We start from the raw sequence: 13563 nt of genomic DNA, 5'->3' as shown, positions 1-13563 counted from the left end.
ATGAAAGAATATTTTCAGAATCCATACCTACGACCTGATACATTGATCAACCCGGGCCGTTGCTGCCGCCTACTTTCGTAACCATGCTGCTGGTTGTAAAGGTAGAAGACTGCGTTCCTCCGGAATAGATTCCACTGGTATATAAACCGTTAAACGCTGAACCGCCAGCCACACTTCCGCCGGTAAATATTTTATAAGTTGTGCTTACCTTCAACTTTGGACTTGAAAATAACATCGTTGTAAAAGTCCGAGGAATCAGGAAAGTAAGTGTCTCCGCGGCATCACCCGACTGGATACTAAGCAACTGATTTGCAGTTCCGCCACCCAAAATGACTGACGCCTGCGTGCTCACACTCGCCGTTGGTGAACTCGTCGCGCCACCTATTCCAACCAAAACCCCTCCGGTGATTTTAAACGTATTACGATCACAGTCAAAGCCTTCCTCGGGCGATCCGGCGCCGACGGAGACAATTTTTCCTCCTGTTACTGTTAACATTCCATTGGAGTCGATACCGTCATTTGAACTGCTGTATGCGTAAATATTTCCACCGTTGATGTAAATAAATGTTCCGGCGTTCAATCCGTCATCTGCCGTCTTTACTACGATTGTCCCATTATTGATCGTGAGAATACTTTTGCTTTCAATCCCTTCACCTGCCGAAGAATTGACGGTAATTGTTCCTCCATTGATTGTCAGATAAGGATCGATTGTTGCATCTGTATCCCAGGAAGCCGCAATTCCTTTGTCGACCACGTTGATGTTGAAAGTGCCATTATTAATTACAATATAACCTTCTTCGACCTGTATGCCATCTCCGGAAGCTGTTATTGCAACCGTTCCTCCATCAGAAATAAAGGCATCGTTTGTATGGATTCCATCCGATTTAGCGCTGGTCACGGTGATATTTCCAGTGATTACCCGAACATATTCGTCACTGCAAATCGCATGTTTATAGTTTCCTTTAAGGCTCAAACTTCCATTTCCGCTAAAAATTAATTGTCCTTCGCTGAATAAAGCAGCCTTCATATCTTCCTCACCATTGGCTGTATACGTTGCTCCGTCGGTAAGTGTACTGGAGGTATTATCTGCTAAAACCAAAAATACCCTTTTCTTCGATTGCAGGTTAAGAGCCGGCCCATCGGTATTTGTGATGTTTACGCCGTTCAAGGTAAGTTTGTATTTTTTATCACTGTAAATTTTTACAGAACCATTGGTTGTCGTCCCGGAAAGTTCATATGCTACTTCAGAGGCTGTTGAAGTTATGACTACGTCCCCATTTGTCTCCGTAACCATTACTCCGCTTTCTGTCAGAGGATTAGTGATTGTTACCGTATTTCCAAAAGCAATTGTTACCGTTGTTGAAAATGTCGAATTCGCTAAAATATCCTCCTCATTGGCAGCCGTCCCTGTGTTCCCTTCCACCGTCCCTTTTGAAACCGTCGTACTGTCAATAACAAGAGAGGTACTTGTTTCGCCGTTTCCATCCTCTCCTATTATTTCGTCCTCCTTTTCCTTTGAACAGGAAGCCAGTACGACGATAATTAAGATTTTGACAATGCCCAGACATATATTCTGAAACATTGGGACGACAGGCAGTTGAAATACTCTGAGAGTATTTTTAAACTTGGAATTGAAAATCATCTTTAAATTTTTAGCTGGTGTCTGCGAATTATACTGTTTCTAAACACTATTACGCTAACATATCAAGCTTTGACGCAAAACACCGGGCAAAATTTCAAGAAAACAAAAACGCCGAAAAGCAATTGTTTTCCGGCGCAATTAATTTTACAGAATAACCATTACATCCGGATCAAGATTTTTGTCTTTATGTACATATTTCCAATCCACAATGCGGTCTTCAAGATATATGTTGTTAATATCTTCCGGATCTTTTCCGTTTTCAGTATCAACAAATGCCTTTAAAACTTTTCTGTAAACACCTTCGTGGCGTGTTCCGTTTTGATCCGTAAAAAGAACTTTTTCATGATCTGCCGGCATACTTATATTTTCCATGGTAAATTGAGAAATGGTTATAAATTTTTTGATCAAAAAGGGTGCCAGAGCTTTGCCTTGGCTCGTGAAAGACAGGTGAGCACATGTTAAGATTAATGAGATAACTATCTTTCAAGAATTATTTGACATGTAGTTACAATAACCACTGTTGCTACTGAATTTGGCCATGAATTGCCTGAATGGACTCCTGTTAGAGCTGTCAAAAATATCCGCTTTCAGAAATCTCTGAATAGTGATACCGGCGACAACAAAGGCAGAAAAGTTGCTCAAAATTAAACCTACGAATCACCGGGACCGCGTTTTTTTTCGAAGGCAAAACGTTCAGGAATTCTTGTGACTATCAAATCAATGTTAGAAAGAATTCAGTTCACAAATTTTAGATTTTCTGATACCACTGCGAGAAATTTCATTTCTGACTAATGAAGAATAATAAGTATTCATTAAACAAAGCACTTGAAATTGCAGTTATCCTTACAAAGCTGTAACTCTCAAAAACTTTCCCGAACTTTGCTTCCAATAACATGAACGTTGTTGATCGTGTTAAAACTTAATTACGGACAACTCTGTCTGTTTTCATTTTGAAATTATACAAAGGACTTATAGAAGCAACGGTTCAATCCTTGCAACACATTTTTTCCGATAAGCAGCAAGCGGATCGTGTGGTCGAAAGATTACTGAAATCGAACCCAAAATGGGGAGCGCGTGACCGGGCTTTTCTTGCTGAAAATATTTACGAAATCGTTCGCTGGTGGAGACTGATAAAGTTTTCGGCGCATTTGGAAAAGGTAACACAGTCAGCAGATTTCTGGAAAATTGTTGGCGTCTGGCAAATCATAAAGCCGGAACATCTTCAACTTGAAACTGACAACATTTTACCAGACTGGGAAGAATTTGCTGATATCGATCTGGAAAAAGTTTTAATTCGATACAAGGAAGGTTTAAAAACCAGAAAAATTGCACAATCGATTCCTGATTGGATGGATGAAGTCGGCGAAAAAGAATTGGGAGATAAATGGGAAAAAGAGATAACTGCACTGAACCATCAGGCTCCTTTTGTGCTGCGCGTCAATACTTTGAAATCGGATTTAAAATCAGTTATTTCAATTTTTGGAGAGGACAAAATTGAAACAGTTCCTGAAATCCCGAACGCCTTAGTACTGAAAAAGAGACAAAATGTTGCCGGACAGGAAGGTTTCAAAAAAGGTTTTTTCGAGGTTCAAGATGCTGGTTCGCAACTTATTCCGCCTTTTATGGATCTTCACCCAGGCCAGACAGTGATCGACGCATGTGCGGGAGCTGGCGGCAAAACACTTCAAATCGCTGCAATACTGGAAAACAAAGGCAATATTATTTCACTCGACATTGAAAATTATAAACTGGAAGAACTTCAAAAACGTGCGACAAGAAACGGAGTTAAGATTCTTTCAACCGGCGTGATCAAGTCAGAAAAAACCATTAAAGAACTCATTGACAAAGCGGACCGGCTTTTGCTGGATGTGCCTTGTTCAGGACTGGGCGTTTTACGTCGAAACCCTGATACGAAGTGGAAGTTGCAGCCAACTTTCCTTGCAACAATCAGAAATACCCAATGGCATATTCTGAGTACTTATTCCAAAATGGTGAAACGGGGTGGAAAAATGGTTTATGCCACGTGCAGCTTGCTGCCTTCCGAGTCCGAAAATCAGGTAACGCGTTTTGTGATGGAATTTGGTGATAAATGGAGATTAATTGATGAACGCCGCACGTCTACGGCCGATGAAGGTTACGACGGATTTTATATGGCGCTTCTCGAAAGAATTAAGTAACAGCTATTTCGGATTAAAGGTTATATTCCTCGCAACTAACAGACTGTGAGGAATATTATCACTAGTCCAGCATAAGGCAACATCATAAAGATCGCCCGCCATTTTTTTAGGGAAAGCCGCGGATAAAAAACTTCCCTGCCTATTTTTTCCAAAAAAGAGATTAAACCAGCCTGAGTTTGGTGGCTTAACGGCTACCATAAAAGTCTTTTTATTTTTATCAAACAAGACCAAATAAATTTCCCGTCGAGGAATCACGGCGGGTAAATTGCTAAGTTCAATGCGGACGATCGGATACAAACTGCCTGGAAAATCAGGTGAGATTTTTACTGTTTCTGATTTAAACGAAGCTTTGATTTGTTCCTTTTGCATTTGGAGCTGCTGAATCCAATTTGAAATCATTGCTTTTTCAAAAAATACCGGAAATCTGTAATGATCATAAAAATCCGCTTCCGGATCAGGAGTTGGTATGTATTGATGCAAAAAAATACCGTGCACGGGATAATTATAGCTGTCGACGATCAATTCATCATTGTGCACCCTCACTGCATTTTTATACTTCGTGTAAGCCAGAAGATTTAACATGATCGTTGCAATCAAAAATGACAGAAAAAATAACTTTTCGAGTTTGATCTGTTTAAGATTATTCAGTATAAATAAGTAAAACATCACAAAAATGCTGGCTGAATATATTTGAAAACGTATTGATAAAATGCTCTCAGCATCGTCACCGGACCGTCCGAGAGCGATCATCAAAACACAAGCCAGAACTTTGAAAAAACATATCTCAGTAAGATTGATCTGATATTTGGTCCCCTGCCTTCCGGACACCTTGTAAAATTTGAGGGCCGTAAAAAAGATATACACAAGCAAAATAAATGCGCCCGCAATAAGGGCCATCTGATATCCGTGCGAATCAGATAAAACCTTGACTATGGAACCCGAAAGAGCAACAAACCCTTTCAATACAACACTCAAAAATTGAGAAACAGGAGGAAAATGAGACGCGGATGAAAATCTGAATCCCAGAAAAAAAACATAACAATACACAATTGAGAACAGACCAAAAATCAGACTTTCCTTCTTTCTCTTTTGTATGATAAGCCAGAAAAGTGCAATCGGAATCACACTCATACCATCCAGATTTGCCATTGTCGCAGCGATTGCGAACGGTATGGAAACGTACCACATTTTTATTTTTTCCAGCTGTAAAAAATAAAGACTGTACAAAGAAAATGCGATTGACAGGGTTTGTTCAAAAGCCGTGATACTCCAAAGCTGGGTACAATAAACAATAGGCGAAAACAAAAGAATAGAAACAGGCAAAAAGAACAAATAGTCTTTCCGGAAAGATCTGTAAATCAGGAAAAACGAATGACCGAGCAGGATCAAATTCAGATAACCGAATATGATCATGGTTCTAAAATTCATGGTTCCCGAAAAGAAATTAATCACAACGCCTGCCAGCCGGGAGAAGAAAATCCGGTGGTCGTTATGTTGTTGAATCAGACTGCGAAGCAGCCCTTCGGGATGTTCATAAATATAGTTAAGTGTGAAAAGCAAGGCCTCATCGTCTGCATAAGGCATATTGACTGCGTTTTCCCAAACGTAGATACCAAACGTGATAACAGGAACAAGCAGCAGAAAAATTAGTGCCACCGAACGAGTATAAAGAGAAATCATAACGGGCAATTTTAGTTAGACAAAAAAATTGCAGTGCCGAAACAAATCCGGCACCATTACTCCTAATCCAATAATTGGTTCGTTGCTAGTGGGTTATTTATACCTAAATCTGGTACACATATGTATCTAAAAATCCATTACGGAATTTCCCGTTTGGATCATATTCTTTTGCTATTTCTTGAAAATCAGGCAATTTCTCATACAAAGTTTTAAGTTTAGCAGGAGTCATCGTAAAAAGTTTCCCCCAGTGTGGCCGCGCATTAAACGGAGCCAGTTCTTTTTCGATAACAGGCAATAATTTACTAACGGCCGGCCAGTCCTGTTTCCAGGTAAAATGTATCGCGACGCTATCTTGCCTGTAGCACGGGCTCATCCAGAAATTATCTGCGGCGATAGTCCGTATTTCAGAAGTCAGTAAATGTGGGCCTACCTGATCTGCCAGACGGGAAATAGCCATGATCGCTTCAACTGCATTTTTCCTTGGAACAAAAAATTCTGATTGTAATTCTTTTCCGCTGCTTGGGGTGAACCCCATTTTAAAATGTGGCATCCTTTCATACCAAGGTCCCGGAACGCCCATTTGTTCGGTACAGTTTTCCGCAGATAATTCAGGAATCGGATGCAAATTTTTTGTCGCCAGTCTGGCACCGAAAAGCTCGGTGTCCGGCTTATACATTTCTCCTTTTTGTATTTTTCTTTTAACCCAGATTTCTGCAATATCAAGGCTTTGCCAGTTTGTAAAAAGGCTGACACTATATCCTTTGCTTTCAATCGCATCGAAATTATCTTTCAACTGAGCCATCGGAAGATTCTCGTAGACAAACTGGTTCATTTCAAATGTCGGCTGGATATCGAGTGTCATTTTTGTTACAACCCCCAACGCACCCAGATTAACCACCGCGGCCAGAAATCTCTCGCCGTCTTTTTCTTTCGAAAGTTTGACAATCTCTCCCGTTCCGGCAACCATTTCGAATCCTGAAACAGCAGTTGCCAGATTTCCACTTTTTTCTCCTGAACCATGCGTTGCAGTTGCACAGGCTCCGGCCACAGAAATATGCGGCAAAGACGCCAGATTATGAAGCGCAAAACCTTTTTTATCAAGATAAGGGCTCAACTGGCCATATTTAATACCCGCATTTACGGTAACAGTTTTTCCATCGGAAGCAATTTCGATCGCTTCGTCTGCCTGCGTGATGGAAATGAATTCATCCTTGCTGTCCGCAATTTTATTGAAACAATGCCGTGTACCAAGCACTTTGAATTTTGGATGCTTTTTTACAAAATCCTGTACATCATTCGACGTTTTTGCCTGATATAATCTGGTCGTGCTGTATTCAAGATTGCCTGCCCAGTTTTTTAATTTTTCACCAGTCGCCCAGCCTGTTAAAGGAGAAAATAAGGGAGCTGCCATTAAAGCGGAAGATAATTTAATAAAAGTTCTTTTCTTCATTTCAATAATTTGGACATAATCAGAGAAAACAACGAATATCTCAAATATGATTTAATTACAAATTAATTGAATTTTATCACAATACAATCAATTTATTTTGACAGCTGATCAGATACGTTCTCAATCTTCCTCCTGCTCCTCTCTTTTCCGATATTCTCTGGAAATTTGCTCACCTGATTTTGCAAGATTTCTTGCCTCGATAAATATTCTTTTTACGTCCGGATAGGCGCCCCGGATATTGTTTTCCGTTCTGCTAATTGCTTCCACTAAGTCTGTAAGGCTGATATCAGTCCGAAATTGTACGTCAAGTGCCAGGAGAATTTCATTCGGCGCAAGGTGCATCGTCAACGGATAATAAACGGTTGAAACATCGGCATCTTTGTTTACCAATTCGTAAATTCCTTTCACCGTATTGCTTTCCGCACTTTCGCCGACCAGCAACTTTTTACTTTCGATTACCATAATAACGGCCACCACTGCCAGAATAACACCAATAATAATAGACGCGAGTCCGTCGAAAAGGGGATTATTAAAATAGTGACCCAGAAACACGCCCAGAAATGCAGTTATCAGCCCGGCTAAGGCGGCGGTGTCTTCATAAATTACAGCAAATAGAGACGGGTCCTTGCTTGCTCTAAGCTCTCCCCAAAACGAACCTGCGCCCTTTTGTTCGTTAAATTTCTTGACAGCAATAAACAGTGATGCGCCTTCAAAAACCATGGAAAAACTCAGTACAATATAATTCCATTTAGGATCTTTAAGTTGTTCCGGATGCCGGATGTGGGTAATCCCTTCATACATCGACATTCCGCCACCGAGCGCAAAAATCAGGATACCTACGATTAGGGACCAAAAATAAAGCTCCTTGCCGTGTCCAAAAGGATGATTTCGGTCGGCCGGTTTTTTGCTCTTGCTGATCCCAAGAAGCAAAAGTAATTCATTACCTGAATCAACTGTACTGTGAATACCTTCGGAAAGCATTGCCGAACTTCCGGTCACAGAAGCGGCGATAAATTTAATTATAGCAATACCAAAGTTGGCACCCAGCGCGCCATAGATAGGAAGTTTGGATTGTTCGGCCATTCAAAGTTATGGAGTGAATAGTATACGTTTTCAAAAGCTTAAAAAGAACTGTACCAGTGTAGTTTTCTTACATTCAGTAAACTTTCTAATTTTATACTTTTAGTATGAAAGCAATCACTTCCGGATATGAAACGTATTGATTCCATTGATTTTACGCGCGGTTTGGTCATGATTATTATGGCTTTGGACCACGTCCGGGACCTTATGCATACGACGGCATTAACTCAGGATCCGACAAATCTGGAAACAACTACGGCGGGCCTGTTTCTAACGCGATGGATCACACATCTCTGCGCGCCAACTTTCGTGTTTCTGTCCGGAACTTCCGCTTATATTTCTCTAAAAAACAGCACTGATATTCAGGCTGGCAGAAAATTTCTGATCAGCCGTGGTTTGTGGCTGATCTTGCTGGAATTCACAGTGATTACGCTTGGGCTTTGGGCTGATATCAAATTCAGAATGATGGTTTTTCAGGTAATCGGAGCGATCGGACTTGGCCTGATCTGCCTTTCTCTTATGCTGAAACTGTCGTCCAAAATAATTGGTATCATTGGCCTGATTATCATCTTGGGCCATAATTTACTGCAAAGTGTCAGTTTTAATGACAGCACTACTTTGCGTATTTTTTGGGCATTTTTGTTCAGGCTGGATGTTTTTCCGGTGACACCAAATTTTACCTTTGCCGTTCTTTATCCGTTTATTCCATGGTTCGGGATCATGCTGACGGGTTATGCCTGCGGACAGCTATTTTTACTGGAAGAAAGTAAAAGACGAAAGACTTTATTTTTGACTGGATTATACGTACTTGCCTTTTTTGTCATTCTTCGGTTTGCCAATTTTTATGGTGATCCTATCCCCTGGAAATCCCAGAAAACTCCGCTTTTCACATTTTTGTCTTTCATCAGCATATTCAAATATCCGCCATCGCTGCTCTATACATCGTTGACTTTGGGAATTATGTTTTTAACGCTTGCGGCTGCGGATGGCGTACGAAACCGACTGGTATCCATTGTTTCAGTTTATGGAAAAGTACCTTTGTTCTATTACATTCTGCATTGGTACCTTATCCATTCCCTCATGTTTCTGCTAATGTTTTACCAAGGATTTACCTGGAAAGAACTTCCTTTCGGCGCTTTTCAATTTGGGCGTCCGCCGGCTAATTCCGGTGTTGAGCTTCCTTACATTTACATGATCTGGGCATTTGTGGTAATAACCTTGTATCCGTTATGTAGATGGTACAATGGCTACAAGGCGGCGCATAGAGAGAAAAAATGGCTGCGTTACATATAATTCCGAAACCAGCCATTTTATTGCCAACGATAATTGCTGGATTATTTTTACTACCTTAAAAATAATCCAAACTAATCGATCTGATTTTACTGTACCTTTTATGAGTTCTCTTGCGCCCCGGCCATTTTACCACCAGCTTTCACATACGCTGATCGCGCTGGCACTGATCACCCTTGCCATCTATCTCGGACAAGACATTATTGTTCCGCTGGCCATGGCGGGGCTCATTGCAGTTTTACTTCATCCTGTCGAAGGCTGGTTGATGCGCAGGGGCTTCCCGAAAGTTTTAGCAATCAGCATGGCCGTTACCCTGGCAATTTTACTCGTAGCCGGCGTAACTGTTTTGCTGTCCATGCAGCTCGCTGATTTCTCTGACGAACTGCCAAAACTTAAAAAGAATATCAATGATACCTATCGCGAAATTCGCCGGTGGATCCGGCGGGAGTATAGTCTCAGTTATCGTCAGCAAGATCAGTATATCCAAAAAGCCCAGACTCAAACCCTTGAAAATTTTCAAGGAGGAGAAACGCTGGGCGTTGTAACCGGCCCGCTCGGAACTTTGATCCTCCTTCCCATTTACATTTTCCTTTTGCTTTATTACCGTGCAATGCTGATACATTTTATGATTGTGCTTTTTACACAAAAACACAAGGCAAAAGTGACCGAAGTATTACATGAGATTAAAGCTATTATTCAAAGTTACATGGTGGGATTGTTGCTCGAAACAACCTGCGTTGCAGTTTTAAATTGTGTCGGGTTATTAATTTTAAATGTTCAGTATGCAATTTTATTAGGCATCATGGCTGCAATTTTAAACCTGGTACCCTACATCGGCGGTCTTGTTGCTACAGTACTTGCGATGCTTGTCACCTTTATCAGCCATCCTGAAATTGACACAATCCTGGGCGTTGTCGGTATCTTTTTAGCAGTCCAGTTTGTAGATAATAATTTCCTTGTTCCTTTGGTTATTGGCTCAAAAGTTCGGATCAACGCATTGGTGTCCATTATCGGAGTATTAGTTGGAGGTGCGCTGGCAGGCGTTTCCGGTATGTTTCTGTCCATCCCGGCAATAGCGATGCTGAAAGTAATTTTCGATCGTGTGGAAGGACTGGAAGCCTGGGGAATATTGTTGGGAGATCAAACGCCGGAAGAAGAAAAGGGCACCCTTTTCAGGCTTGTAAAAAAGAAAAAAAGAGAGCTCACGGATGATCCTGCGGAATAGCCAATGTTACCGGACTACCTTATATCTCAAAACCGGAGCAGATGGACAGTCCGGAGAGACGATACTTTTGCAGCCAGTATCAAAATTGATTGTTCATGAAATTGTCAAAACTCTACATTTCTTTTTTCTTGTTTTTCACGGTTCACGTTTTAAAGGCACAGGAAATTTCGCTTGACCCTGTAACGGTTACCTCCTCATTAATTGAAAAACGCGCGTCCGAATCGGGACGTAATATCGCGGTAATCAAAGGAGATTATTTCCAAAATCTTCCTGTTCACAGCATTGATGATTTGTTACGTTATGTGCCTGGTGTCGAAATGCAGGCGCGCGGCCCGATGGGTTCACAAAGTGACATTGTCCTGCGGGGAGGAACATATCAGCAGGTTCTGGTTATCCTGGATGGATTAAGATTGAATGATCCCAACACAGGTCATTTCAGCAGTTATATCCCAATCGCGCCATCAGAGATCGAGCGCATTGAAGTCTTAAAAGGTGCATCTTCTGCAATTTATGGTTCTGAGGCAGTGGGTGGTGTTATCAATGTTATATCAAAAACTTTTGCAGCAAAAATTGCGGCAGCGCAAGAGGAATCCAATAATCATAAAACTGCCGTAACCGGATCTTTAAGCGGAGGCCAGTATGGATTTTTTGGCGCGAATGCCGGCGCTTTTATTCAACGTGATAAATTCGCAGCTTCTATTGGCGGCGTATCCAATAATGCTGACGGCGTTCAGCAAAGGGGTACCAACGGTTATTTTCATAATAACACTTTGTCTCTCTCAGCTAACTATGCGTTGTCACCCGAATGGAATGTGGCCTTGCGCTCGTCTTTTGACCACAGGGATTTTTCTGCTCAAAATTTCTACACGACCTCCAGAGCAGATACCGCGGATGAACAAGTAAAAACTTTCTGGAACCAGATTAAATTTGGTTATAAAAAAGGAAAATCAGCGTTTTCATTTGATGCGGGCTACAAATTTGTTCAGGATCAATATCTGTTTAATTCTACATCAATCCGCAATAATAGCAAATCAAAGTTATGGCAAGGTTTACTGACCTGGCAGCAGATCCTGACAAACAGCACAACCCTTGTTGCCGGACTTAATTTTCAAAACAAAAACATTGCTTCCAATGACCGCGGAAACCACTCGATTAATCAGCTGGCACCATTCGTTACATTGTCGCAACGAATCGGAGAGTCCTTTACCATAAGTCCATCGATCCGCTTTGACTGGCGGGAAAATATTGGAACCGAAGCAGTCCCTCAGGTTAATATTTCCTATAAACAAGAGCACTGGCAGTTGCGCGGAAGTGCGGGAAAAACCATTCGGGATGCTGATTTTACGGAGCGTTACAATAATTACAACAAACCTATCGTCAGCAACGGAAGCAGCGTTGGTGACCCATCATTGAAAGCAGAAAGTTCATTTAGCTACGAGGCTGGCGCAGACTGGTTTCTTTCAGACTTCAAGATTTCAGGGACCTTTTTTCAACGTCGCCAGGATAATCTTATCGATTACACATCAACGCCTTATGCACAGATGCCAAGAAAAGATAACCTGTCCCCAAACGGAATTTACGGCTTAGCAAAAAATGTCGCAAGCGTCAATACAACCGGAGCAGAACTCGATTTTCAGTATGCGAAAACATTAACAAATAGTCAGAAAATCTGGCTGACCACAGGCCTTACCTGGCTGAACAGCGAAAGCAGCGAGGCGACGCCTTCTTTTTACATTTCATCTCACGCCAGATTTTTGGGTAATTTCTCTGTGTTATATCAGATCTCAAACTTTTCTATTAGCGTCAACGGGATTTATAAAAATCGTGCAAAACGTGAAGCTACCGCCATTGAAGCAACCATTTCCCGAGCGTATTTTGTGCTAAACGCAAAAGCTGAATACTCGATTCTTCCGAAAACACTGTCTGCTTTTGTTCAGGCAGACAACCTCGGTGATACAAAATACAGCGATTTGCTTGGCTCAAAGATGCCCGGAAGATGGTTAATGGGCGGTTTGAAATACAATTTTACCAGATAAAATTTTTTAACAAGACAAACCGCGGAATTGTTCTTTGCTAAGAATGATCCCGCGGTTTCTTTTTGAATCAATCTTTAATTCTATGAAAGTCGTACGTTTAAAAACGATTATATTATATTGAAATAATTCCCATGTTTCGTCTGTCCATCATTTTTTCTCTTTTTTCTGTATTGACTTCGTACGGAGACTCCCTTTCGGAAAATATAAAATCCGCTAAAATGAATGTTTATTTTTTGAGCGGACTTGGAGCCGACAAAAGAGTTTTTAGTAAATTAAAACTGGATGATCGTTTTGATGTTCACTATATTGACTGGATCCCGCCAAAAAGAAAAGAGGAACTTCATGATTATGCCGCGCGATTGACCGCGCAGATGGATACCACAAAGCCTTTTCAACTGGTCGGACTATCTTTCGGTGGAATTATTGCTTCCGAACTTTCAGAAATTGTCCACCCTGAACAGATTATACTTATTTCAAGTACGTCAACGAACATCCCAATCTCAAAATTCAACCGCGGACTTATCAAATTTCTTCTATTTAGCCCGCTGGCAGCTCCCATTCTTAAATCTGCCAATTCTTTTACCTATAAATATTTTGGCGCAGACACACCCGAGTTGAAAACCCTTTTAAAACAAATCCTCCACGACACGGACAGTAAATTTTTGAAATGGGCTTTGGCGCGTATGAGTGAATGGAATCATCCGGACAAAGTCGAAAATCTCTACCATATCCATGGGGCCGCTGACAGGCTGATTCCACTGAAAATTGTAAAACCGGATATTATTATTGAAGGCGGCGGGCATTTGATGGTGTATGCACAATATCAGGAAATTTCCAAAATTTTGAATGAGCAATTAGGTGTTAAGTTGAAATAAACTTTCCTATTCACCCAACCTCGATACTACTGTTTGTAGTTTATTTTATTGACATCGAAAGCTGTCTTTAATCTCTTTAAACTTCACTACAAATAGTCATGACACAAG

At 41.1% G+C, this 13563-nt stretch carries 10 protein-coding genes; 5 read left to right on the top strand and 5 right to left on the bottom strand.

Translation table 11 applies throughout. From position 1 onward, the window contains the following. Positions 1 to 46 precede the first annotated feature (46 nt). Together BMY70_RS18300 and BMY70_RS18295 are read right to left on the bottom strand one after the other, a co-directional pair. Positions 47 to 1582 carry a carbohydrate-binding domain-containing protein gene (locus tag BMY70_RS18300; RefSeq protein WP_090337839.1) on the bottom strand — a complete coding sequence of 512 codons (1536 nt, stop codon included), beginning with the start codon at positions 1580 to 1582 and terminating at the stop codon, positions 47 to 49. A 204-nt stretch (positions 1583 to 1786) separates the two neighbouring features. Beyond that, entirely contained in the window at positions 1787 to 2014 is a 228-nt protein-coding gene (locus BMY70_RS18295) for a hypothetical protein (protein ID WP_090337692.1), read from the bottom strand. 578 nt (positions 2015 to 2592) lie between these two features. Between BMY70_RS18295 and BMY70_RS18290 the strand changes: the two genes are divergently transcribed. After that, a complete protein-coding gene (locus BMY70_RS18290; RefSeq protein ID WP_090337690.1) occupies positions 2593 to 3819 on the top strand; it encodes an RsmB/NOP family class I SAM-dependent RNA methyltransferase in 1227 nt (408 codons plus the stop codon). A 3-nt stretch (positions 3820 to 3822) separates the two neighbouring features. Here BMY70_RS18290 and BMY70_RS18285 read toward each other — a convergent pair whose 3' ends face one another. The 3 genes from BMY70_RS18285 to BMY70_RS18275 form a co-directional block, all read right to left on the bottom strand. After that, the gene (locus BMY70_RS18285; protein ID WP_090337689.1) at positions 3823 to 5499 is read right to left on the bottom strand and encodes an EpsG family protein; all 1677 of its coding nucleotides are present in this window, start codon (positions 5497 to 5499) and stop codon (positions 3823 to 3825) included. Positions 5500 to 5602: 103 nt separating this feature from the next. Then, positions 5603 to 6949 carry a D-arabinono-1,4-lactone oxidase gene (locus tag BMY70_RS18280; RefSeq protein WP_090337687.1) on the bottom strand — a complete coding sequence of 449 codons (1347 nt, stop codon included), beginning with the start codon at positions 6947 to 6949 and terminating at the stop codon, positions 5603 to 5605. 120 nt (positions 6950 to 7069) lie between these two features. Next, a complete protein-coding gene (locus BMY70_RS18275) occupies positions 7070 to 8032 on the bottom strand; it encodes a cation diffusion facilitator family transporter (protein ID WP_090337685.1) in 963 nt (320 codons plus the stop codon). Positions 8033 to 8158: 126 nt separating this feature from the next. Here BMY70_RS18275 and BMY70_RS18270 point away from each other — a divergent pair, with 126 nt between their 5' ends. The 4 genes from BMY70_RS18270 (at position 8159) to BMY70_RS18255 (ending at position 13455) form a co-directional block, all read left to right on the top strand. After that, positions 8159 to 9322: an acetyltransferase domain-containing protein gene (locus BMY70_RS18270; RefSeq protein WP_090337683.1), complete on the top strand. Its 1164-nt coding sequence runs from the start codon at positions 8159 to 8161 to the stop codon at positions 9320 to 9322. A gap of 100 nt (positions 9323 to 9422) precedes the next feature. Then, positions 9423 to 10544, top strand: coding sequence for an AI-2E family transporter (locus tag BMY70_RS18265; RefSeq protein ID WP_090337681.1), 1122 nt, complete (start codon positions 9423 to 9425; stop codon positions 10542 to 10544). Between the two features lie 95 nt (positions 10545 to 10639). After that, positions 10640 to 12580 carry a TonB-dependent receptor plug domain-containing protein gene (locus tag BMY70_RS18260; RefSeq protein ID WP_090337679.1) on the top strand — a complete coding sequence of 647 codons (1941 nt, stop codon included), beginning with the start codon at positions 10640 to 10642 and terminating at the stop codon, positions 12578 to 12580. A gap of 218 nt (positions 12581 to 12798) precedes the next feature. After that, the gene (locus BMY70_RS18255; RefSeq protein ID WP_229209667.1) at positions 12799 to 13455 is read left to right on the top strand and encodes an alpha/beta fold hydrolase; all 657 of its coding nucleotides are present in this window, start codon (positions 12799 to 12801) and stop codon (positions 13453 to 13455) included. Positions 13456 to 13563 lie beyond the last annotated feature (108 nt).

Origin of the sequence: Dyadobacter koreensis (assembly GCF_900108855.1) — a bacterium.
GTDB classification, from domain to species: domain Bacteria; phylum Bacteroidota; class Bacteroidia; order Cytophagales; family Spirosomataceae; genus Dyadobacter; species Dyadobacter koreensis.
This window is presented reverse-complemented; position numbering and strand designations above follow the sequence as displayed.

Coding starts and splice junctions, on each gene's coding strand:
- BMY70_RS18270 (WP_090337683.1), top strand. CDS start 8,159: ATGAAACGTATTGATTCCATTGATTTTACGCGCGGTTTGGTCATGATT.
- BMY70_RS18265 (WP_090337681.1), top strand. CDS start 9,423: ATGAGTTCTCTTGCGCCCCGGCCATTTTACCACCAGCTTTCACATACG.
- BMY70_RS18280 (WP_090337687.1), bottom strand. CDS start 6,949: ATGAAGAAAAGAACTTTTATTAAATTATCTTCCGCTTTAATGGCAGCT.
- BMY70_RS18255 (WP_229209667.1), top strand. CDS start 12,799: ATGAATGTTTATTTTTTGAGCGGACTTGGAGCCGACAAAAGAGTTTTT.
- BMY70_RS18300 (WP_090337839.1), bottom strand. CDS start 1,582: ATGTTTCAGAATATATGTCTGGGCATTGTCAAAATCTTAATTATCGTC.
- BMY70_RS18275 (WP_090337685.1), bottom strand. CDS start 8,032: ATGGCCGAACAATCCAAACTTCCTATCTATGGCGCGCTGGGTGCCAAC.
- BMY70_RS18260 (WP_090337679.1), top strand. CDS start 10,640: ATGAAATTGTCAAAACTCTACATTTCTTTTTTCTTGTTTTTCACGGTT.
- BMY70_RS18285 (WP_090337689.1), bottom strand. CDS start 5,499: ATGATTTCTCTTTATACTCGTTCGGTGGCACTAATTTTTCTGCTGCTT.
- BMY70_RS18295 (WP_090337692.1), bottom strand. CDS start 2,014: ATGGAAAATATAAGTATGCCGGCAGATCATGAAAAAGTTCTTTTTACG.